General features: G+C 65.5%; 23 protein-coding genes. 9 read left to right on the plus strand and 14 right to left on the minus strand.

Translation table 11 applies throughout. The features are described 5' to 3' along the window. Positions 1–32: 32 nt before the first annotated feature. Both ACVWYP_RS23245 and ACVWYP_RS23250 read left to right on the plus strand, forming a co-directional pair. A complete protein-coding gene (locus tag ACVWYP_RS23245; RefSeq protein ID WP_304500001.1) occupies positions 33–851 on the plus strand; it encodes a tetratricopeptide repeat protein in 819 nt (272 codons plus the stop codon). A 63-nt stretch (positions 852–914) separates the two neighbouring features. Further along, a complete protein-coding gene (locus ACVWYP_RS23250; RefSeq protein WP_016843021.1) occupies positions 915–1,064 on the plus strand; it encodes a hypothetical protein in 150 nt (49 codons plus the stop codon). Between the two features lie 16 nt (positions 1,065–1,080). Here ACVWYP_RS23250 and ACVWYP_RS23255 read toward each other — a convergent pair whose 3' ends face one another. From ACVWYP_RS23255 to ACVWYP_RS23270, 4 genes are all read right to left on the minus strand, one after another. Then, on the minus strand, positions 1,081–1,698 hold the full coding sequence (locus tag ACVWYP_RS23255) for an Isoquinoline 1-oxidoreductase subunit (RefSeq protein ID WP_304500002.1): 618 nt from the start codon (positions 1,696–1,698) through the stop codon (positions 1,081–1,083). 11 nt (positions 1,699–1,709) lie between these two features. Further along, on the minus strand, positions 1,710–2,234 hold the full coding sequence (locus tag ACVWYP_RS23260) for a (2Fe-2S)-binding protein (RefSeq protein WP_038383760.1): 525 nt from the start codon (positions 2,232–2,234) through the stop codon (positions 1,710–1,712). After that, positions 2,231–5,005 (minus strand): xanthine dehydrogenase family protein molybdopterin-binding subunit, encoded by a 2,775-nt coding sequence (locus ACVWYP_RS23265; protein ID WP_304500289.1) that lies wholly within the window; start codon positions 5,003–5,005, stop codon positions 2,231–2,233. The genes ACVWYP_RS23260 and ACVWYP_RS23265 overlap by 4 nt, the downstream gene beginning before the upstream one ends. 144 nt (positions 5,006–5,149) lie before the next feature. Beyond that, positions 5,150–6,241, minus strand: a complete 1,092-nt coding sequence (locus ACVWYP_RS23270; RefSeq protein ID WP_304500003.1) for a hypothetical protein — start codon at positions 6,239–6,241, stop codon at positions 5,150–5,152. Between the two features lie 284 nt (positions 6,242–6,525). Between ACVWYP_RS23270 and ACVWYP_RS23275 the strand changes: the two genes are divergently transcribed. Further along, complete coding sequence (locus ACVWYP_RS23275) at positions 6,526–7,230, plus strand: GrlR family regulatory protein (RefSeq protein WP_304500004.1); 705 nt, start codon at positions 6,526–6,528, stop codon at positions 7,228–7,230. Positions 7,231–7,241: 11 nt separating this feature from the next. On the opposite strand, the gene ACVWYP_RS23280 is transcribed toward ACVWYP_RS23275, so the two are convergent. Further along, entirely contained in the window at positions 7,242–7,685 is a 444-nt protein-coding gene (locus ACVWYP_RS23280) for a DMT family transporter (protein ID WP_016843015.1), read from the minus strand. Positions 7,686–7,844: 159 nt separating this feature from the next. Between ACVWYP_RS23280 and ACVWYP_RS23285 the strand changes: the two genes are divergently transcribed. After that, complete coding sequence (locus tag ACVWYP_RS23285) at positions 7,845–9,467, plus strand: ABC-F family ATP-binding cassette domain-containing protein (protein WP_304500005.1); 1,623 nt, start codon at positions 7,845–7,847, stop codon at positions 9,465–9,467. A 1-nt stretch (position 9,468) separates the two neighbouring features. Here the strand turns inward: ACVWYP_RS23285 and ACVWYP_RS23290 are convergent, their stop codons facing one another. The 3 genes from ACVWYP_RS23290 to ACVWYP_RS23300 form a co-directional block, all read right to left on the minus strand. Beyond that, positions 9,469–10,101: a DapH/DapD/GlmU-related protein gene (locus ACVWYP_RS23290; protein ID WP_304500006.1), complete on the minus strand. Its 633-nt coding sequence runs from the start codon at positions 10,099–10,101 to the stop codon at positions 9,469–9,471. A 76-nt stretch (positions 10,102–10,177) separates the two neighbouring features. Next, on the minus strand, positions 10,178–11,152 hold the full coding sequence (locus tag ACVWYP_RS23295) for a glycerophosphodiester phosphodiesterase family protein (protein WP_304500007.1): 975 nt from the start codon (positions 11,150–11,152) through the stop codon (positions 10,178–10,180). Between the two features lie 65 nt (positions 11,153–11,217). Next, on the minus strand, positions 11,218–11,928 hold the full coding sequence (locus tag ACVWYP_RS23300; protein WP_304500008.1) for a dienelactone hydrolase family protein: 711 nt from the start codon (positions 11,926–11,928) through the stop codon (positions 11,218–11,220). Positions 11,929–12,238: 310 nt separating this feature from the next. Here ACVWYP_RS23300 and ACVWYP_RS23305 point away from each other — a divergent pair, with 310 nt between their 5' ends. Continuing rightward, positions 12,239–13,114: an MBL fold metallo-hydrolase gene (locus tag ACVWYP_RS23305; RefSeq protein WP_304500009.1), complete on the plus strand. Its 876-nt coding sequence runs from the start codon at positions 12,239–12,241 to the stop codon at positions 13,112–13,114. 28 nt (positions 13,115–13,142) lie between these two features. Here the strand turns inward: ACVWYP_RS23305 and ACVWYP_RS23310 are convergent, their stop codons facing one another. The 4 genes from ACVWYP_RS23310 to ACVWYP_RS23325 form a co-directional block, all read right to left on the minus strand. Then, entirely contained in the window at positions 13,143–13,334 is a 192-nt protein-coding gene (locus tag ACVWYP_RS23310) for a hypothetical protein (RefSeq protein WP_304500010.1), read from the minus strand. A gap of 67 nt (positions 13,335–13,401) precedes the next feature. After that, complete coding sequence (locus ACVWYP_RS23315; RefSeq protein WP_038383769.1) at positions 13,402–13,704, minus strand: PilZ domain-containing protein; 303 nt, start codon at positions 13,702–13,704, stop codon at positions 13,402–13,404. An 8-nt stretch (positions 13,705–13,712) separates the two neighbouring features. Then, complete coding sequence (locus tag ACVWYP_RS23320) at positions 13,713–14,822, minus strand: DUF2336 domain-containing protein (protein WP_304500011.1); 1,110 nt, start codon at positions 14,820–14,822, stop codon at positions 13,713–13,715. Between the two features lie 285 nt (positions 14,823–15,107). After that, a complete protein-coding gene (locus ACVWYP_RS23325) occupies positions 15,108–15,470 on the minus strand; it encodes a hypothetical protein (protein ID WP_369525575.1) in 363 nt (120 codons plus the stop codon). A 12-nt stretch (positions 15,471–15,482) separates the two neighbouring features. On the opposite strand from ACVWYP_RS23325, the gene ACVWYP_RS23330 reads away from it, so the two are divergent. Beyond that, positions 15,483–16,100 carry a helix-turn-helix domain-containing protein gene (locus tag ACVWYP_RS23330; RefSeq protein ID WP_369525576.1) on the plus strand — a complete coding sequence of 206 codons (618 nt, stop codon included), beginning with the start codon at positions 15,483–15,485 and terminating at the stop codon, positions 16,098–16,100. A gap of 70 nt (positions 16,101–16,170) precedes the next feature. After that, positions 16,171–16,416: a PilZ domain-containing protein gene (locus ACVWYP_RS23335; RefSeq protein WP_028344868.1), complete on the plus strand. Its 246-nt coding sequence runs from the start codon at positions 16,171–16,173 to the stop codon at positions 16,414–16,416. Between the two features lie 126 nt (positions 16,417–16,542). On the opposite strand, the gene ACVWYP_RS23340 is transcribed toward ACVWYP_RS23335, so the two are convergent. After that, entirely contained in the window at positions 16,543–16,791 is a 249-nt protein-coding gene (locus tag ACVWYP_RS23340) for a hypothetical protein (RefSeq protein WP_028344869.1), read from the minus strand. Positions 16,792–16,941: 150 nt separating this feature from the next. On the opposite strand from ACVWYP_RS23340, the gene ACVWYP_RS23345 reads away from it, so the two are divergent. Both ACVWYP_RS23345 and ACVWYP_RS23350 read left to right on the plus strand, forming a co-directional pair. Continuing rightward, entirely contained in the window at positions 16,942–17,619 is a 678-nt protein-coding gene (locus tag ACVWYP_RS23345; RefSeq protein WP_304500012.1) for a nitroreductase, read from the plus strand. A gap of 235 nt (positions 17,620–17,854) precedes the next feature. Further along, on the plus strand, positions 17,855–19,018 hold the full coding sequence (locus ACVWYP_RS23350) for an acyl-CoA dehydrogenase family protein (RefSeq protein WP_304500013.1): 1,164 nt from the start codon (positions 17,855–17,857) through the stop codon (positions 19,016–19,018). A 153-nt stretch (positions 19,019–19,171) separates the two neighbouring features. On the opposite strand, the gene ACVWYP_RS23355 is transcribed toward ACVWYP_RS23350, so the two are convergent. Then, the gene (locus tag ACVWYP_RS23355; RefSeq protein WP_304500014.1) at positions 19,172–21,253 is read right to left on the minus strand and encodes a methyl-accepting chemotaxis protein; all 2,082 of its coding nucleotides are present in this window, start codon (positions 21,251–21,253) and stop codon (positions 19,172–19,174) included. Positions 21,254–21,365 lie beyond the last annotated feature (112 nt).

Genomic DNA, 21,365 nt, shown 5'->3' on the forward strand with positions numbered 1-21,365 from the left:
ATTTGCCCGCACCGCGACGCAACCTGCTGGTCATGCTCAAACCACTTCACGCGATTGTCTTCGCTGTGGCGCTGGCCGCGCCCGTGCTTGCCCATGCGCAATCGGCCGACCTCGCGCTGTGCGACCGGCTTGCCGCCGATCCCACCGATCCCGACAAGCCGGCCGACGTGAAGGGCGTGCCCGACATCGCGTCGGCCGACATCGCGACCGCGATCAAGTACTGCGCGGTGGCCGCAAGATCGTCGCGCCGGGCGATGTACGAGCTCGGCCGGGCCTATGCCGCCAACCGGCAGACCGCGGAAGCCGCAAGCGCCTGGCGCAAGGCGGCCGACAAGGGCTCGACATCGGCGATGGTCGAGCTCGGCGTGCTCTACGGCAACGGCACCGGCGTTGCCAAAGACGAGGCGCAGGCGCGCAAATTGTTCGAGCGCGCGGCGCAGGCCGGCAACGCGCGTGGCGTCAGCAATCTCGCCGCGCTCGGCGGCGGCGCGGCGGCTGATCCGGCACGCGCGCGCGAATTGCTCGCCAAATCCGCCGAGACCAATGCCGAAGCGCAGTACCAGCTCGGCATGATGCTGGCCGAAGGCAAGGGCGGCGCGCAGGACGATGCCGGCGCGCGGGCGCTGTTCGAGAAGGCCGCCGCGCAGAACCATCCCGGCGCGCTGGAGCGGATGGGCGCCTTCGCGCAAGCCGGCCGCGGCGGCCCGAAGGATAGCGATGCCGCAAAGGCCTATTACGAGCGGGCGGCGGCGCTCGGCGACGAGGATGCCAAGAAGGCGCTGGAGCGGGCCCGCTGTCCCTATGTCATCAAGGACAAGCGCGGCAATGCCGTGACCAATCTCTGCTTCTGACCGAACTGGAACGCCCACCGCGACATGTCGTTGACATGCGGAAGGCATTGGCGAGGCGATGTCATGATCCGCAAACTGCGTTCCGGCGAGTACCGACTCTATTCCCGCAAGGTCAATCCGAAGACCGGCAAGCGCCGCAATCTCGGCACCTTCAAGTCGCGCGCGGCGGCGGAGAAGCACGAGCGCGACGTGCAGTATTTCAAGCGCCACTAGTTCGGACGTCGGGCGACTAGGGTGCGGGGCAGGCGGCGCCGGTTTTCACCCAGGCCTCGACCAGCGCGCCGGCCTGCGCCTGCGTGCCCGGTGCCGGTGCGCGGCCGAAGCCGGGATGCCACGCCCAGCCCACCAGCGTGTCCTTGCCGATATGCTCGATCAGCTCCTCGACCTTGCGGCCGCCATTGTGCGCGGGGTCGCGGATCTGCGCGCAGATCTCGCCGACGGTCTTGCCGGCCCATGCCATCTCGCGCGGTGCAAGGTGCCATTCCGGGTGGCCCGGCACCCGGCCGGGATCGAAATTGGCGTGCTGGTGACAGATCGAGCAGCGCATGGCGTCCTTGCCGTGGCCGTCGGCACCGCGCGTCACTGGTGGCTGATGCATGCGGCCGATATCGCCCTGCCGCGGGCTGTCGCCGGCGGGATGGCAATTGGTGCAGCGCGGATGCGTCAGAACCTTGCCGAGCTCGGTGAAGATCGCCGCCGAGCGCTGCTCGACATTCTCGATGCCGGCAAAGCTTTCCGGCGAGGCGAGGGCATGGTTCGCGCTCTCCGACGCCGCGTAGCCTGCGCACAGGCTGGTCGCGAGCGCCGTCAGCACCGCAACGATCCGAAACCGCGTTTCCGATGGCATTGCTCGCGCGCTCATTTGTTGGCGGTCAGATAGCGTTTGGAATCGGCGAGGATCACGTCGCGCACCGCCTGGTGATATTTGATGTAGCCGGTGCAGCGGCACAGATGGCCGTCGAGCGCATCCGCAATGACGCTCTCGAGCTGGTCCCGCGCCACCGGCGTCTTCGCCAACCGTTCGAGCAGCACCTGGCCCTCGTTGAGGAAGCCGGCCGTGCAATAGCCGCACTGGAACGCGAAGTGATCGATGAAGGCGCGTTGCAACGCCGAGAGTTCGCCGTTCCTGGCGTGGCCCTCGACGGTGCGGATCGCCTTGCCGTCGAAATTGGCCGCCGGCACCACGCAGGTCGGGGTGGTGTAGCTCGTGCCGTCGGGATTATCGATGATAACGGCACAGCTCAGGCATTGCGCGGCGCCGCAGCCGAACTTGGTGCCGGTCATGCCGAGCATTTCCCGAAGGAAATCGTTCATCGAGAGGTCGTCGCGGACCTCGATCGGGCCGTGCTTCTGGCCGTTGATGGTGAGGTTGAGCGTCGTCACGCCAGCGCTCCCTTGAGCAGGCTCGTTGTCACCGGCAGTGAGCGGAAGCGGTGGCCGGTCGCATCGTTGATGGCGTTGAGCAGCGCCGGCACGATCGGGATCATCACCACCTCGGCCATGCCCTTCGGCGGCTCGTCCGGCGTCAGTGGCGGCAGCATCTCGATCTCGAGATCGTGCAGCGGCAGGTCGGAGCCGCGCGCGATCAGGTACTGGCCGAGATTCCACTGACCGTTGCCGGGCCCGCCTTCGAACGGCGGCAGGGTTTCCAGCAGGGCGTAGCCGACGCCCATCGCGAACCCGCCATGCGACTGGCCGAGCACCACTTCAGGCACCAGCGCCTGGCCGCATTCGAACACGCTGTAGGCCTTGGCGATGCGCAAGCTGCCGGTCGCGCGCTCGATCTCGACGCGGACCAGCGTGCCGCACATCGAGGTGTAGGCGGTGCCGATCCGGTTGTTGTCGGTCGGCGGGAATTTCACGCTTGTTCGGTCAATCCGCTCGAACTGGCTCCGGCCGCGACGAACAGCGAGCGCATCGATCTCGGCGCGGTACTGTTCGCCGAACAGCGGGAAGCGGGCGCGCGACCAGGCCCAGCGCGAGAAGCTGTGCGCGATGGCGCCGGTGACGAAGCCGCGCGTATGCGCGGTCGCGGCAAGCTTTGCCAACGGCAGCGGTGCGAGATCATCGAGCACGAGCTGTCCGTCCTGCCAGCGCGCTCTGTCCCATTGCCGGGCGCGGGGATCGGCCTTGCCGATGTGCCAGAGCTCGAGCGCCGCCGGCCACAGGCCGAAGCGGAAGATGACGCGGGCCGCCTCGGCCGAGGAGTGGGTGCCGACATGGGCGCCGATCGACGCGCTGGTCGCCGAGCTGATCGCAGGCACCCAGCGCGGATTCTTCTCGGCGATATCCTGGGTCTTCTGATCCATCGTGTAGGGATCGCCCGAGGTGACCAGGCCAAGCGCGTCATAGCTGTCGACGCGGGAGACGGCGACCTCGTCGGCGACGGCGCCGAGATGGCTAGCGACCCGGTTGGCGAGCGCGGTGCCGACGCCATTGCCCATCTCGACGTGGTCGCAGTGGATCGCGATCCGTCCCCCGGAATCGATCTCGACCCGGCCGAGCGAGCAATCCGCGCCCGAGCCGTAGTCCTTGGTGACGCAGGCGACGCCGGTGCCGACCAGCCGTCCCTCCGGCGCCTTCCCCTTGAAGTCAGCGCGCTGCCGCCAGATCGGATGCGTCTCGAGCTTGTCGAGGATGTCTGGCGTGCGCACCGATACGATGTAGGGATTGCCGGTCATGGTCCGGCCGTTCTGCTTCAGCGCATTGTTGCGCCGGAATGCGATCGGATCGACCTTGAGCTCGCTCGCCGCCTCGTCGATCAGGACTTCGAGCGCGGTCATGGTCTGCAGTGTGCCGTAGCCGCGCATCGAGCCTGCGGTGACGCCGCGCGAATGCAGCGCCACGGTGGTGACGTCGACCTTGGGGATGTCGTAGATGCCGATCGCGGCGGTCGCAGCGACGACCGCGACATTTGCCGAGAAGTTGGCGAGCCCGCCGCCGTCGAGCACATGGTCGGCGGCGAACGCGGTGATCTTGCCGCTCGCGCGATCGATGCCGATCCGCGAGCGCATCTTGATCGGGTGGCGTTTGATGCCGCCCTGGAATTGCTGGTAGCGGTCCTGCGCCAGCCGCACCGGCCGGCCCGGGAAGAACATCGCCGCCAGCGCCACGTAAAGCACAAACGAGGTATGGTCGCGGCCGCCGAAGCCGCCGCCGACATGGGCGAACTGCGCGTTGATGTGCGAGGGCCGGAACGGCGGGCGGGCCTTGCCGAGCATGAAGGCGATCGACTCGGTCGCCTCATAGGGCGACTGCACGCCGAGCACCAGTTCGAGATTGCCGCTGTTGTCGCTGTACCAGGCGAGACCGCTCTCCGGCTCCAGGAACATCGGATCGACCGACTGGGTCTCGAACTCGCGGTCGAGCACGAGCTGTGTCGGCTCGTCCTTGGCGAGCTGGGCGCGGATCGCTTCGCCATGGGTCGCGGCCTTGGCGTAGTCGGCCTTGGTCTCCTTGGCGAGCGGCAGCCAGACCGGCAGCGCCGCGTTCTGGATGCGGCTCGGCGAAACCCAGCCGGCCAGGATCGGCGAATAGAGGTCGGGCGCGTCAGGCGTGGCGCCCGCCACGCGCGTGAAGCGATACGCGCCGTAGTTCGGCAGGATGACCGGTCCGGTCTCGTCGCCGAATTTGACGAAGCCGCCGTCGCGCAGCGCGAGGCGCGCGCGGTCGAAGGCGTCGAACTGCTCGAAGATCAACAGCGCGACCGGCTGTCCGAGGTAGAGCGGCGTCTTGCCGACCGGGCAGAACAGGTCGCCGGTATAGAATTCCGGGACCCGCGTGCCGATCCGGTCGAGATCGGCAGCGGTCACGACAACCGACGGCTTTGCCGTACCATCGAGGCGGGCGAGGTCCATGCCGGCATAGACATGCGTTGCGTCATCGGCGCGGACCAGGATGGCGTGCGCGGTGGTCGCGGGCCAGCCCGGCATGTCGGCGGCGCGAAAGTCGGACGCATAGAGCTTTGCGCCGGTGACCTTGGCCACGCCGTCGACGCGGCCGGCGCCCTTTTCCGCCGGATTGAAATGGCCGCGCCCGGGCAGCGTCTCGCGGGTCGCGAAAGCCGGTTCCTTCGCCAGCGCCAGATGCGACAGGCTGACCGAGATGCCGCCTGCCGACAACCACTTCACGAATTCGCGTCGTGAAGGCCGCATGGTCTGATCTTTCATCGACACCTCGACGACGGCATATCGCGCCGGGGTTTAACAATTTGTGCAATACACGCGAAAGTATTGCGGCAAAGCGAGCGCAACCGCAACGCCGCAATAGGTCGTAGCTGCCTCACTGTAGCTTTGGCCTCACTTGAGGTCGGCGATGGTGGCCGGTCCAGGACCTGGCGTGATCAGCGTCGGCCACTGCTTGGAACCGAACGGCACCAGCGGCGGCAGGAAGGCCGTCATGCCGCGCTTCTTGGTCTCGGCGATGATCGCCTCGCGCGCGTCGCCCCCCATCAGCTCATAGTCCATCAGGTGATAGCTGCCGAAGAACAGCGCGCCGACCGAGCGGTCCGCGATGATCCGGGTCAGCGACTCCAGCATGTCCGACGGCGTCGTGGTGAAGGAGATCGTCTCGATCAGCATCAGGCGGCTGTTGATGGCGTCAGGCCCGAAGAACTGCGCCAGCACGCTGAAGATCACGTTGTTCTGCCGCGCCACATAGATCGTGTTGCTCGCGCCATAGGTCTTGTCCCAGTCGGCGCCGAGCTGGCTCTTCCAGTCGGCCATGACCGTCATCCAGTGCGCGACCTGGGTCTGCGCGGCCCAGGCGACGTTCTTGGCGAGCAGCGGCGCCTGCTTCTTGCCGAACGCCTCCAGCGTCGCGAAGGGAATGGCGCCGGCGATGAGGCATTCATCCATGAAGGCGAGGTTGTTCTTGAGGATGGCGCGGTTGTTGTCGCGCCAGTCCGCCTGCATCGGCGTGGCATCGAGCCCGTCGAGCGCCGACTGCATCCGGCTGCGATAGGCCTGCATCGATCCGCGCCATGCCTTGTCGTCGGGATTGTTGACATAGGGGCCGACCACCTCGGCCAGCGCCATCGTGCTGTGGCCGACCGACTTGAGCAGCTGATAGACGATCGGCACCTGCGGTGCTTCGGTCGGCGGCTTGCCCGGCCGGTACAGGATCAGACGGCCGCCGGCGCCGGAGAACAGGCCGAGGATCACGGGGTGTTTGTCGAGGATGTTCTTCTGGAAGATCCGCGCCGCATCGCCATAGAGCTCGAACATACCGGTGTTGAGCGCGAGCACGTCCTTGGTCGCGACGTCGGCCGGCGTTGATGAGGTCTTACCGGAGATCGGCCCCATATAGTCGGGCAGCGACTGGGCCAGGGCTGTGCCGCTGCTGCCGAGCAGCAGCGCCAGCGCGGCGGCCAGGCCAAAGCGATTGATCATGTGATGCTCCTCGAAGCCTCGCCTGCGTCGGGCCGGGTGCGGCCGCGCGACCATTGGCGGAATGCGCAAATGCTTGGACACAATGAACTGGGAGAGTAGAGAACCGGCAGACCGGATCCCGCGTGACGCAACACGACGCGGACGGTGCCTACAGCTAAGCGACGAATCGGCTGCTGTCCACACCCGGACATTGCGGGGTTGCCTGCGCCAAAAGACGCAATGGTGCGGCGTTCGGCCCGGTGCTATGTGGCGAACAGAATCAATTTTATTTTTTGGATTTTTGCGTGCTCAATGGACTTTACAAGGTCGAGTACGGCATCAACGGCGCATTCGGCCGCAGCATCATGTGCATGCATGACGGCAAGATGCTGGGCGGCAATTCGGCCTTTGCCCATCTCGGCACCTATCAGGTGACAGAAGGCGAGATCGCCGCCGAGGTGATCACCGAGCGCCACAATGACGATCCGAACTTCAAGCCGCTGATGGGCGCCGACGTCACCGTCATCAAGGTGCGCGGCAGGAGCGAGGGGTCCACCATCCTGCTCGAAGGCAAGGCCGACGCGATGCCGGACGGCGTGTTCTGGGCGAATTTGGCGCCGCTCGACGACGAGGCGTTGCCGCCGCGCGGGGCGGTCGGTCCCGGCGGCATCGTCAACGGACTGTACTCCATCCATCTGCGCGCGCTCGACGGTGTCGACGCGGGGCTCACCGGGGTCATGCTGCTGATGGACGGCCGCATCCTCGGCGGCGATGCGTTCTTCTACTATCTCGGTTCGTATTCGTCCGCGGATGGCCGCTGGCGAGGCGAGATCGTCAACCAGGAGCATACGCCGGCGAAGGGCGAGTACCCGGTGTTCGGCGGTTATGAAGTCGGCATCGGCTTCGCCGGTTCGTGCGGTGCTGACGGTGCCGAGCTGGAAGGCATCGCGCTGGCCGGCAAGCGCAGCCTTCGCCTGTCGGCCGAATTGCGGCTGATGCGCCGCGCCTGACTAGAGGTCCGTCAATCCTTGATCAGAAGCACGCCGCCGATGATCAGCGCGATGCCGGCCAGCCGTGACACCGACACAGGGTGCTGCGCCAACCCGAACAGGCCAAAATGGTCCATCGCGATGCCCGCGAGCATTTGACCCGCAACCACCAGTGCCAGCAGGGTCGCAGCGCCGAGTGGCGGCAGCAGCAGGATCATCAACAGGATGAAGATGCCGCCGAGGACGCCGCCACTCCAGGCCCACCACGGCACAGCCGTCACCAGCTTCCAGGACGGCACCGGCTCGCGCGTCGCGACCAGCACGACCGCCATGGTCACGAGCCCGCCGAGATAGCTGACGAGCCCGGCCCAGGCCGGCGAGTTGAGGGCGGACCTGAGATTGCCGTTCAGGACCTGCTGAACGGCAACGCAGATACCGGCGCCAAGCGCGAGGAGATAGAGAAACCAGACTTGCATAAGATGCCCCAAAACCGATCATCGAACCGCTTCATGTCATATTCGATCGGCAACGATCGTGGCATGCACGAAACGCGGCACGAACCTGCGGAATAGGCTTCCACCCACGTCCCAGATCGAATAAGAGGCCGCAAACCCTCAGTTCCCCAGTATTAAAGCATGATCCGCCTCGATAACGTCTCCAAGCAAGTCGGCCACCAGATCCTCTTCATCGAAGCCTCCGCCGCGCTCCAGAAGGGCGAGAAGATCGGCCTCGTCGGGCCGAACGGCGCCGGCAAGACCACGCTGTTCCGGATGATTTCGGGCCGGGAAATCCCGGACGAGGGCCAGGTCTCGCTCGATCGCGGCATTTCGATCGGCTATTTCAGCCAGGATGTCGGCGAGATGTCCGGCCGCAGCGCGGTCGCAGAGGTCATGGATGGGGCAGGGCCCGTCAGCGTGGTCGCGGCCGAGCTCAGGGAACTCGAGGCCGCGATGGCCGACCCCGACAAAGCCGACGAGATGGACGACATCATCGCGCGCTATGGCGAGGTGCAGCATCAATTCGAGGAACTCGACGGCTACGCGCTCGACGGCCGCGCGCGCGAAGCGCTGGCGGGTCTCGGCTTCAGCCAGGAGATGATGGACGGCGACGTTGGCAAACTCTCCGGCGGCTGGAAGATGCGGGTGGCGCTGGCGCGCATCCTCTTGATGCGTCCGGACGTCATGCTGCTCGACGAGCCGAGCAACCATCTCGATCTCGAAAGCCTGATCTGGCTCGAGCAGTTCCTGAAAGGCTATGAGGGCGCGCTGCTGATGACCTCGCATGACCGCGAGTTCATCAACCGGATCATCAACAAGGTGGTCGAGATCGACGCCGGCCAGCTCACCACCTATTCTGGCAATTACGAGTTCTACGAACAGCAGCGCGCGCTCTCCGACAAGCAGCAGCAGGCGCAGTTCGAGCGGCAGCAGGCGATGCTCGCCAAGGAGATCAAGTTCATCGAGCGCTTCAAGGCGCGCGCCTCGCACGCCGCCCAGGTGCAGAGCCGTGTCAAGAAGCTCGACAAGATCGAGCGGGTCGAACCGCCGCGGCGGCGGCAGACGGTGGCGTTCGAATTCCAGCCGGCGCCGCGCTCCGGCGAGGACGTCGTCAGCCTGAAGAACGTCCACAAGACCTATGGCAGCAGGCGCATCTATGACGGGCTCGACTTCATGATCCGCCGCAAGGAGCGCTGGTGCGTGATGGGCATCAACGGTGCCGGCAAGTCGACGCTGCTGAAGCTGGTCGCCGGTTCAACCGAGCCCGATGACGGCGCGGTCGCGGTCGGCGGCAGCGTCAAGATGGGCTATTTCGCCCAGCATGCGATGGACCTGCTCGACGGCGAGCGCACCGTGTTTCAGTCGCTGGAGGACGCGTTTCCGCAGGCCGGCCAGGGCAGTCTTCGCGCGCTCGCCGGCTGCTTCGGCTTCTCCGGTGACGACGTCGAGAAGAAGTGCCGGGTGCTCTCGGGCGGCGAGAAGGCGCGGCTCGTCATGGCCAAGATGCTGTTCGATCCGCCGAACTTCCTGGTGCTGGACGAGCCGACCAACCATCTCGATCTTGCCACCAAGGAAATGCTGATATCAGCGCTCTCCGAGTTCGAGGGCACGATGCTGTTCGTCTCGCACGACCGGCATTTCCTCGCGGCGCTCTCCAACCGCGTGCTCGAGTTGACGCCTGACGGCATCCACCAATATGGCGGCGGCTACACTGAGTATGTCGCGCGTACCGGCCAGGAAGCGCCGGGACTGCGGAGCTAGCTCAAGCTCTCCACCGCGCGCAAAACGCCTCGACATCGCCTGACTGGAATTCCGGCAGGCGCTCCCAGATGGTCTCAGCCGGCCAGTTCCACCAGGCGATCTGCGACAGCTCGGCGGCGATCTTGCGGTTGAACCGCTCCTTGATCGGACGGGCCGGCACGCCGCCGACGATGGTGTAGGGCGCGACATCGCGCGAGACCACCGCGCCGGCCGCCAGCACCGCGCCGTCTCCGACGGTGACGCCGGGCAGCACGATCACGCCGTGGCCGATCCAGACGTCGTTTCCGATCACGACGCGATCCGCACGTCGGTTCCTGAAGAAGCCATGATCGCGCTCGGCGGAGGCCGTGTAGTATTCCGGGCAGTAGGTGAAGCGATGCTGGGAGGGGCGCTCGAGCGGATGATTGGGCGCGCCGATCCGGACCTGAGCCGCGATCGCGCAGAACCGGCCGATCACGGCGTCGGCGACCATGCAGCCGCTGCCGAGATAGGAGTAGTCGCCAAGCTCGGTGTATTCGATCGCGGTGTCGCCGAGCACTTCGCAGCAACGGCCGATCTTGACCTCCCGCAGCTTGACCGTCGGCTCGATGACGGTTTCGGCAATCTTGGGGCGGGTCAGGCTCGGTGCGTTCATAGCGTTGTCCTCGATGCGACGAGCCGCTTCAGTCGCACAATTTCTATGACGGAGAGATGACAGGAGGAGGCCGCAGCTAGCGCCCGGTGAGGCGGGCGATGGTCTCGATCTCGTTGGTCCAGATGCCACCGGAATAGCTTTCGGGCAGGCGCCGGAACAGATCGGCATCGTCGACCCCGGTCGAGAATTCGCCGCCCTGATAAGGCCCGAGCACGAAGACCGCGCTGTTGGCCGTGGCCATGCGGTTGAGGAGGCGGTCCGGCCATCCCCAGAGCCAGGGCGCGTAGTTGATCGGCACCAGCACGATGGCGTTGCGGCAGGCATCAGGCACCATGCCGGTCCAGCCATAGCCGATATAGCGGACGAGGCAGCTCTTGAGCGCCGCGCGCGAAATGGTCCGGGTCTCCGGCGAAAGCCGCCGGATCGTCTCGATCGGCTCGTCGCCGCCATAGACCATGATCAGCTTGCGCCGTTCGGCGGGGAGCCGGTTCAAGACCGTTGCGAGCTTCTCGCCCTCGGCGGGATCGCGGCTCTTGACGTTGATCAGGAGCCGGCGATCCGGAAAGGTCTTGAGCACCTCGTCCAGCGACGGCATCAGGCCGATGCCCTTGCCGCGGAACGGGAAGGTCTTGCCGCCGTCGGCGGTGTAGCCATAGCCGATATCGAGCATCTTCAGCCGCGCCATCGGCTGTTCGCGGGTGACGCCCTGGACGTCGGTGCGGCAATCGACGGTCCAGTCGTGAAACACGGCGAACTCGCCGTCGGTCGTCGGATGGACGTCGAGCTCGACGATATCGGCGCCGCGCTCGAAGCTCGCCCGCATCGAGCGGATCGTGTTCTCGAGATAGTCATGGGTCGGCGGCAGCATGCGCGCCGCGGTGCAGGTGTCGTTCCTGAGATCGCGCTCGTCGAAACGCTGCGCCATGCCGCGATGGGCGAGCAGCACCGGCTTGCCGGCGGCATGCGTTGCGAGAAGGGTGGTGTTGTTGAGGTAGATTCCGGCGGCGACGGCAACGATCGCCGCTGCCGCGTATTTCAGTTTCCTGCCCAAGCGACTCGGTTCCTTGCTGGATCGTCGCTCCGCCTAGGGGGCGTTTGGGGTCGATTTGCGGCGGCCTAATCCTTCAAGCCGTCGATTGCGGCAATCGCCCGCACCATCGCGTCCTGGAGTGCTGCGCTGTTGGCGGGATTCGACTGACGGCCGCGGCCGGGATCGTCGAAATCGTGGGTGGCACCCGGATAAACCACAACGTCGATCTTGCTGCCGGCAGCAACGGAGCGGCTGGCGACGTCCCGGCAGCGGTCGGGCGATACTTCCTCATCGTCCGACCCGAGCAGCATCGTGATCGGTGCGTCGGACTTGATTGTCTGCGCCAGCAGGGCCGCCGGCCCGCAGCCCGGATAGAACACGAGCGCGGCGCGATAGCCCGACGTTGCCGCGCCCTGCCGCTGCATCACGTTCAGCGCCGTGCTGCCGCCGTTCGACCATCCCTGCAGGAAGATGCGATCGCCGTTGATCTCCTTCTGGCTGCGCAGCCAGCTCAGCGCGCCCGCGGCGTCGAGCGGCCGCACGGTCTTTTCATTGACGTCGGTGCGATCAGGATCGTCATGCGTGAAGCGCCCGAAGCCGTGCGCCTTGCCGCGCGAGCCAAAACTGTCCGGCAGCAGCGCGACATAGCCGTGGTCGGCCCAATACTGTCCCCACATCGCGTGGCGCTTCGACAGGCTGCCGGCGTTGCAGGCCGCCGACGGATTGGTCCGCGACACCAGCGTGCAGCCCCTGTTGACATTGATCGAATAGGGCCCGCCGCGGCCGTGCAGCAGCACGATGGCGGGGTGCGGGCCCGGCGTTGCGGCCTGAACAGGTAGCCGACGATCTCGGTCTTGCCGTCGGCGCTCGGAAAGAAAACGGTGTCGGGCGCGGCCGCCGCCGCTGTCGGCAATGTCGTGAGCATCAGGAGGACGATCGGAATCGCGCGATGGGTCATTCCCGCAGCATGAGCAGGATTTCGGATGAATTGCGGCATGGCTGTGTCCCGCCAGCAATGCAAAGCCGCATGGCGTGCTGCACGGCGCTCGGCTTGTGGGGTTAGGCACCGCCCGCTACGCTTCGCAAAAAAGTGGGAGCGAAACAGCCATGAGGCGGATCAGGATCGGTGACATCACGATCGACGCGGTGATCGAGCGCGAAGGACCGTGGCGGCGGCCGCAGGATTTCTTCCCGACCTATAACGACGACGTGTTCAAGCATCACCTGAAGACGATGGAGCCGGAGGTCTTCGACGCCGCGCGCGGCATGATGGTGATCACCTATCAGACCTTCGTGGTGCGGACGCCGCGCTACACCATCCTGGTCGATACCTGCACCGGCGAGGACAAGGGGCACCCGCCGCCGTTCGACTTTCCGGGCAAGGAGCGCTGGCGCAACGAGCTGTTTGCGCTCGGCATTTCCTATGAGCAGATCGACTATGTGTTCTGCACGCATCTGCATATCGACCACACCGGCTGGAATACGACGCTGCGCGACGGGCGCTGGGTGCCGACCTTCCCGAACGCGAAATACGTCTTCCACAAGGGCGAGTATGCGGCCTGGGAGGCCGAGAACGCCAAAGGCGCCAATCCGCCCGGCACGGTGTTCCGCGACAATTGCCTGCCGATCGTCGAGGCCGGGCAGGCGCTGTTGGTCGACGACGACTATGCGCTCGACGACACCGTGACGCTGACGCCGACGCCGGGCCATTCGCCCTGCCATTGCTGCGTCAACATCTTCTCGAAGGGCCAGCGCGCGGTGGTCGCAGGCGACCTGATGCACCATGCGATCCAGTGCCGCGAACCGGAGTGGTCGGCCAAGCCCGATTGGGATCCGAAGCAGTCGGCACTATCGCGGCGGAAGTTCTTTGCCTCGGTTGCCGGGACCGACACGCTGATCCTGCCGATCCATTTTCCGGCCCCGACGGTCGGCCTGATCAAGCCGGATGGCGATCGCTTCGACTATCGCTTCAAGCGGGAGTAGGCGCGGCGCGGTCGTCAGCAGGTCAAGGTCAGCGTGCTGCGCGGGTCTTGTGCCGAGCCTGGGTCAGGAACCGTTCCAGATCGGCGCACAGGCGATGCGCCATTTCCTCGTCGATCGCAAACGTCGCGACGGTGCCGGCGCAGTCGATCTCGATGGTCCCGCGCAATGGTGCGGCGGAGGCGGTCGATACCGCGATGTTGGTCGCTCTCTGCACGCTCATGTCGTCAACTTTCCTTCAGGCCTGACGCCGCCTATCCTCATTTCGGCAATGCCTATTTCGGCAATTCCTATTTCGGAATGACGGGACGTCCCTTTCGCCTTCGCTCTTCGATGAATCGCACGCCGATCTCGGCGCCGTCGACGCGAACCAGCTCGCAGCGGCGGAAGGCCAATCCGCGCGAGGACAACACCAGGAAGAACTCCTGCGCCTTCAGCACATCGAGCGTTCCGTCGACCTCGAGCCGGGCGCCGCTCTGCGAGACGTCGAGCAGGATGCAACTCCGCCGCCACGTGCCGTCGACACCCATGAGATTGACGGGATAGCGCGTCTCGAGCCTGACGCGTTCCGCCCTGCGGTCACCATATGTCATTGCATCACTCACACGACCTGAGAGCGCTTCGCGGTCAGCTCGCTAAGCGAACCAAACCGGATCGTGCGCTGCGCGTTGGATAGCGCCAGTCCTTCAAACATGTCCCGTGCGCGCTGCAGCTCATCCGGTGCAACCGTCAGCCCGGCCTTCCGGTAGCTGACGATGGCAGCCGTCGTGTTCCAGTTCAGTCGCGATGCGCGGCAGGCGATCACGAGTCCGCTGATGTCGGCGGCTTCTATCAGCGGTGTGATCGTCTCGATCGGAACGGTTGCAAGCTGCGCCAGCGCCGCAACGACGTTGCGGACCTCTCGCCTGATCGCGAAACGGTTGACGCTGGAATCGTTCAACTGCCCGGTTCTGTTCAAGGCCAGCACGGTGGCCCGCGCCTCCGCATAGTCGATTGTGGCTGGTGGGGTTGCGGAGGCGCGGGCTGCGCTTGCGTCGATCGCAGCGCGGATCGCGTCCTGAATGTCGGGGCGTGCGCGTTTGAGCAGTCGGGCCTGTTGGCGCGGCGTGGATCGCATCACGAGGTCGACAAGAACGCGGTGGGGCAGGTCGCTGCGCGATATCAGCGCGTCGGCGATGTCGTCGTCGCGCTCGGCGGCATCGACCATCATGGCGAGGCCCGCGCTGGTCAGATCAGCGCCGGGATTGCGCGCGAGCACTCGAAGCACGCTGCTGTCGCCTCGCAGCAAGAGAATGTCCGTGAGCTCCGCATTGACGGCCTTGCGTCCTGCGATCGCGCAGAGGTGTCCCTCGGCCCGCATCCAGGCGATGTCGATCAGGTCGGCATCGGGGAGGCATTCGCATTTGCGCAGGATCGGAGCGGCGACATCAGCGTCGTCATGGTTGGCCAGACGGCGCGCGAGTTCCAGCGGCACCAGGCGCAAATCGGCAAGCGAGCGGCTGAGCGTGGTTAGGGTCCGCAGTTCGACGCTCTCGGTCAGTCGGACCAGGATGCCGTCGAACATCTCGACGTGGTGCGCGCTGAGACGGTGAGCGTCGTCGAGAAACATCCCGGCCACCTCCTGCAGCATGCGCGTGCGGAGGTCTGGGGAACCGGCTCTCAAGACATGGTCGAGCTTGGCAATAAGATCGGGCGAGGCAATGACTGTCATTGCGGTCTCTAAAATGGTCCGCGACGAGGAACATCATCGTTCCCAGTGCCAATCTGCTCCCCGAATCTTTAATAGGGGTATAGAAATTGATGGGGAGGATCGATCTCGGCGGTGGATATCCCGCTAAAGACTATCGAAATTCGGCAGCCGCGTTACATTGCCGGATTGTCCGGTTCGACCAACGGACCGCATTTTTCCTGATTGAACCTATTGGACGATTCGCATTTTGTGCATGGAAGTTATTGATGAGGCCGGCGCGCAAGGCGCCGCGTCGCGCGCAATTTTTCAAGAGCATTTCACAGGAGCGGTCATTTGACGGCGCCATTGCCGGTGCCGAGAGTCTTTCGTTTTGACGATGTTGATGCATTCCGGAGTTCGATCCGAAATCTGGATGTTGATTTCACGCCACTTGCGCGGAAGATTTCGGCCGAGCAGGTCATCCTGAGTTTGCCAGGATGCGAGCTCAACTACACGCAGTCCTTTCCGCGGATCGTCGACGCGCAGCTTGCGCCGCACACCACCGCGGTCGGCTTCACGATGGATGACGGGGTCCCGATCCGCTTCAACGGCGTCGAGCGCGATCGCGCGGTCATTGTGCTCGGTGGCGGCGGCGCGTTCTACTCGTCGGTGGAGGAGACGCCCCGGCAATATGCTTCGGTGATGTTTACGCCGGAGATTGTCGACCGCGGCTGGCCGCAGGCGGGTCTTCATTTCAGCATTCACGAAATTTCTCAACGCGCGCAGGATCGGCTGCGTGAAGTGGTAAGGCACATCCTGCTCGTGACCTCGCAGCCGACCGATGATGCCCCGTTCGCCAGCGGCGAGTCGATCAAGGAGACGCTGCTTGCGGCGATCGACAACGCCTTCGCCGAGATCGTGCCGGCCAAATGGACGACGCGGGCCAACACGACGCGCCAGTTCAAGGTCTTCAACGACGCGCGCGCAATTCTGGCAGGCGACGTGGCGCACCCGATCTACAGCGGCGAACTCGCCAGGCAGATCGGGGTGTCGGTGCGCACGCTGCATGATGCCATCCAGCGCTACCGGGGCATCAGCCTGCATCGCTATTTGCGGTTGCGCCGGCTCTGGCTGGTGCGCCAACAACTGCTTGCCGGTGCGCCGAGCGTCAAGACGTGCGCGCTGGCCTACGGATTTTGGCACCTGAGCGATTTTTCGCGCAGCTATCGGTCGCAGTTCGGGGAAGCGCCGTCGGAGACGCTGGCCGCCTCGCGCCGTCCGGGCGTCACCGCCGATACGTCCCGCAGACACGGTTCGTAACCATCGATCTGAACGGAATCTTAACGACCGCCGACGAGCCTGTGGGTACGATTTCACCAGAGGCGGCCTGATGCATCCCCGGAGATTTGCGCGTGTTCGTCCGAGCGGATGCGTATCCAGCGTGGTCAAGCTCCAGCTTGAACCGAAGGCCCCGCTGATCGAGTGCCGGCTGGTGGACTATTCCGCCGGCGGGGCCTGCCTGGAATTCTCGAAGCCGGTCGATCTGCCCGAACGTTTCGAAATGTTTCACGGCAACACCAGGAAGCGTTGCCGGCGGGTCTGGCGCAGGGGCGTGCGGGTCGGCGTCTCGTTCTGAGGGCGCCCGCCGATCAGGGGCGATCCACTGGCCAATAGCCGTTCGGGCCGCGCCCTGCGCGACCCGATGGTTTGTCCCGATTGAAGTCTGTTCCCGATGAGGGGTGAAAAGGCGTCGGCGAGGGGCTCAGGCGCCGCTCTGGCACTTCTTCATGAACGAGGTTTTGGCCGCGCCGGCGAGCTTCTTGCCGTCGGAGCCGACCGCCTTGCTCGCGCAGGCATCCGTCGTGCACTTCTTCATGAACGAGGTCTTGGCCGCGCCGGCCAGCGGCTTGCCGTCCTTGCCGACCGCCTTCGTCTCGCAGGAGGCGTCCTGTGCAAATGCCGAACCGGCGGCAAAGGTCGCGATCACGGCCGCCAAGAAAATCCGCTTCATCTGGGTTCTCCCTAAACCAAACCAGTGGCCGGATTGGATACGGGATTCTTGGCCCGATCAAGTTCCCATGGCCGATTTTGTCGATAAAATACCCCGATCAGATCAAGGAAATTCCGCGTGCAGCGCGGAACAAAATCGGGGAAGCGCGGAATGGAATTCGAGACGCTGGTACAGGCACGCAAAAGCGTGCGCGGGTTCAAGAAGCAGCCGGTGTCGCGGGCGACCGTCGAGGAGATCATCGAGGTGGCCAAGCGCGCGCCGTCCTCGATGAACACCCAGCCCTGGCATGTCCACGTCCTGACCGGGGCGCCGCTGGAGGAAGTGCGCCGCCGCAACATGGACGAGATGGTCGCCGGCGCCAAGGTGAAGCGCGACATCGTCAGCCATGGCGAGTACCAGGGCGTGCACCGCGGCCGCCAGGTCGACATCGCCAAGAAGCTGTTCGGCGCGATGGGGATCGCCCGCGACGACAAGCCGATGCGGCAGGATTGGGTGCTGCGCGGCTTCCGTCAGTTCGATGCTCCGGTGTCGCTGGTCCTGACTTACGACCGGATCCTCGATCCCGGCGCGGTCTGCCATTTCGATCTCGGCGCGCTCTGCTACGGCATCGTGCTGGCGGCCTGGGATCGCGGCCTCGGCAGCGTCATCAACGGCCAGGGCATCATGCGCTCCGACATCGTGCGCGAGGTCGCCGACATCCCGGAAGACGAGGTGATCATGACCTGCGTCGCGATGGGCTATCCCGACGACGGCTTTGCCGCCAACGCAGTGCGCTCCGACCGCGAGGCCAACAACGATTTTGTCCGCTACGTCGGCTTCGCCGATTAGCGCCGCGTCGATCGCTTGTTCAGGGGCAACAACCTCGTGCGGCGCGATCGGCTGCTCGATCCATGGGCGTGTCCGGCGCATTTGCGTACGCGCCGACCACGCCGCGGGATATTGAATTCCGCGCCGTGAAACCATCGCGCGAGCGTGAGCACGGCTGGGCGTTTCCGCTATTCCCGCCGATAAAAAATGCGCTACTGGTTTTTTGAAGCACAACAGCGCAGGCGAGGAATCTCAGATGAGCGATGATGAACAGACAGCCATGATCCGCGAGACCGTCGCGAGATTCGTCGATCGCGAACTGATCCCGCTCGAGCCGCACTATCTGAAATCGAAGCTGCCCGGCAGCGATCACCCCGAACTCACGTCGGAACAGCGCAAGCGGCTGCGCGACGTCTCGAAGGAGCTCGGCCTCTGGGGCCTCGATGCGCCCGAGGATCTTGGTGGCCACGACCTGCCGACGCGCACGATGGCTGCGGTCCACGAAGAACTCGGCCGCAGCTGCGTGCCATTCGTGCTGCCGCCGGACTCGCCGAACCTGCGCATGCTGCAGGCGGTCGGTACCGAAGCGCAGAAGAAGAAATATCTGCAGCCCTATATCGAGGGCCGGATGGCATCGGCGATTGCGATCTCCGAGCCCGGCGCCGGCGGCGATCCCGCGGGCATGAAGACGCGCGCGGTGCTCGAAGGCGAAGAGTGGGTGCTCAACGGCCGCAAGATCTGGATCAGCAACGCACGCGCCGCCGACTTCATCATCGTGATGGCGCGGGTCGGCAACGATCAGCGTCAGGGCGGCATCACCTCCTTCATCGTCGAGAAGGGCACGGCGGGCTTCATCATCGAGCGCGAGATCCCGATGGTCGGCGGCGGCTCGACCTACGAGATCGTGTTCGAGGACTGCCGCATCCCGAAGGATTCCGTGCTGGGTGAAGTCGGCAAGGGCTACGCGCCGATGCAGCTGCGGCTGCGCACGCGGCGGCTCGAGATGGGGTCGACCTGCGTCGGCATCACCAAGCGTGCGCTCGACATGATGTGCGAGCACGCCAAACAGCGCGAGACGTTCGGCGTCAAGCTTGCCGAGCGCCAGGCGATCCAGTGGTGGATCGCCGACATCTCCACGCGCATGCATGCGTGCCGGCTGATGGTGCGCGAGGCTGCCGACAAGACCGACCGCGGCGAGGACATCCGCCACGAGGCCTCGATGATCAAGGTGTTCGCGACTGAGATGGCTTATGACGCCTGCGACCACGCCATGCAGACGCTCGGCGCGCTCGGCGTGACGCTGGAATTGCCGCTCAACGCGCTATGGCAGAAGGCGCGCCTGATGCGGGTGTACGAAGGGCCGAGCGAGGTCCATCGCCAGGCGATTGCCCGCCGCGTGCTCGGGTTGCGCGGCGGCTAGACGGTTCGTCAGGTCTCAAACCAACACCGTCATTGCGAGGAGCGACAGCGACGAAGCAATCCATGCCTCCACATGCGGCATGATGGATTGCTTCGCTTCGCTCGCAATGACGTAGACAGTACCGTGGCCGTTGCGATCGCGGCGTGCCCTCGGCTACGCAGCCCGCACGTCGGATAGGAAGCGGTTGACCTGCCCGGCGAGGTCCTTGGACTGCGTCGAGAGCTGTTCGGCCGCGCCCAGCACCTGGTTCGCGGCGCCGCCGGTGTCATCGGCGGCGCGCTGCACGCCGGAGATGTTGGAATTGACCTCCTGCGTGCCGCGCGCGGCTTCCTGAACGCTGCGCGAGATCTCCTTGGTCGCCGAGCCCTGTTCCTCGATCGCGGCGGCGATCGCGGTGCCGATCTGGTCGATCTCGGTGATGACGTCGATGACGCTCCGGATCGCCGTCACGGTCTCGTCGCTCGCGGTCTGGATCGCGGTGATCTGCTCGGAGATCTCCGTGGTCGCTTTCGCGGTCTGGCCAGCCAGCGACTTCACCTCGGACGCGACCACGGCAAAGCCGCGGCCGGCCTCGCCGGCGCGGGCCGCCTCGATGGTGGCGTTGAGCGCGAGCAGGTTGGTCTGTGCCGCGATGCTCTGGATCAGCGTCACGACGTCGCCGATCTTCTGCGCGCCCTCGGCCAGCGAGCGCGCGGTGTCGCCGGTGCGCCGCGCATGGTCGACCGCCCGCGCGGCGATCTCGGTCGAGGTCGCGACCTGACGGGCGATCTCCGAGATCGAGGAGGTCAGCTCCTCGGTCGCGCTCGCCACCGTCTGCACGTTGGTCGAGGTCTGATCGGATGCCGCAGCCACGACGGCGGCCTGGCGGTTGGTGGCGGCGGCGGTGTCCGACATCGATTGCGCCGTCTCCTCCATCACCGAGGATGCCGCGGACAATCCGCCGACCAGTTCGGTGACCTTGGCTTCGAAGGTGCGGGTCAGGTCGTCGAGCACGCGGGCACGGCGCATCTTGACGTCGTTCTCGGCTTCCTTCTCGGCAGCGAGGCGATCGGCTTCGATCTTGTTGTCCTTGAACACCTGCACGGCGGCGGCCATCGCGCCGATCTCGTCCTTGCGCGCGGCGCCCGGGATCGTCTCGGCGACTTCACCCGGGGCAAGGCGCGACATCCGGCCGGTGAGGGCCGCGATCGGGTTGAGGATGCGGCGGCGGACCATGACGATCAGGCCGGCGCTGACGGCAACGACCGCGAGCAGTCCGATCAGCGCCACCACGAAGCTGAAGCGCGCCGACGAATAGGCGCTCGCAAGGCCTTGCTCGGCATTCTCGTAGAACGCGTCGCGCACGGTGATGATGGAGGCGAGGCCGATCTGGGATTCGGCATAGTAGGTCTCGACGTCCTGCTCATACTTGCCGGAGATCGCGCCTTCCTTGGCGAGCTTCAGGGCCTTGCCGAAACGCTCGACATAGTCGGCCTGCATCTTGCCCAGCGCCGTCAGGACATTGACCGATGTCGCCGGATTGTTGCGCAACTCCTGCAGCGTCGAGAGGATCTGCTCGGTGCGGCCGGTGCTGCGGAACAGCTCCAGCTTCTCCTGTTCGGTCGCGACGCGCTTGGCGCCGACCAGCGCCTTGTGCAGGCTGGCATTGAGGCCGCCGGTGTCGCGCAGCGTCCAGGCGACATTGGCGTAGCTGGCCTGGCGGTAGGCGTTGCCGTCAAGGCCGGCGAGGCGGCGCACCTGCTCGTCGAGCAGCACGGTGACGCCGGCGTTGAAGACAGAGTTGTCGGCGACGATCTTGGTTGCCGCCGGGCGGCGGGCGTCGACCGGACCTGCGATCGCCTTCTCGATGGCGTCGCGGAGCGCGGCGAACTTGGCCTTCAGCGCATCGATCGCGCTCGCAACCGCTTCGCCGTCGTCGAGCGAGCCGGGCAGCATGGTGCGGACCTGATTGACCTTGGCGAGCGCGCCGTCGGTCAGCTTGCGCAGCTTGTCGAGATCGGCGACCTGCTTCTGGTCGATCGCGCCGGTGCTGAACAAGAGGTTGGTGGACATGCCGCGCTCGGAGTTCATGTAGCGCGGGATGTCGCCGACGGCGCGGACGATTTCGAGCCGGCTCTGCGCGATCGAGACCTTGTCCATGGTCTGGTACTTGGTCACCGCGACATAGGCCGCCAGTCCGCCGCCGACCGCGGACAATGAGACGATCGCGGCCGTCAGGAGAGTACCGATTTTCATGGGATGCGCGCCATTTCTTGACGAGGGAGGGGAGGCCGCAACCGTAGCGGGCGTGCATTAAGCTTGGGTTTATGATGCGGGAGCCGCCGCAGCGGTCCCGGCCGTTTGGTCC

Source organism: Bradyrhizobium sp. USDA 3262 (genome assembly GCF_054060035.1).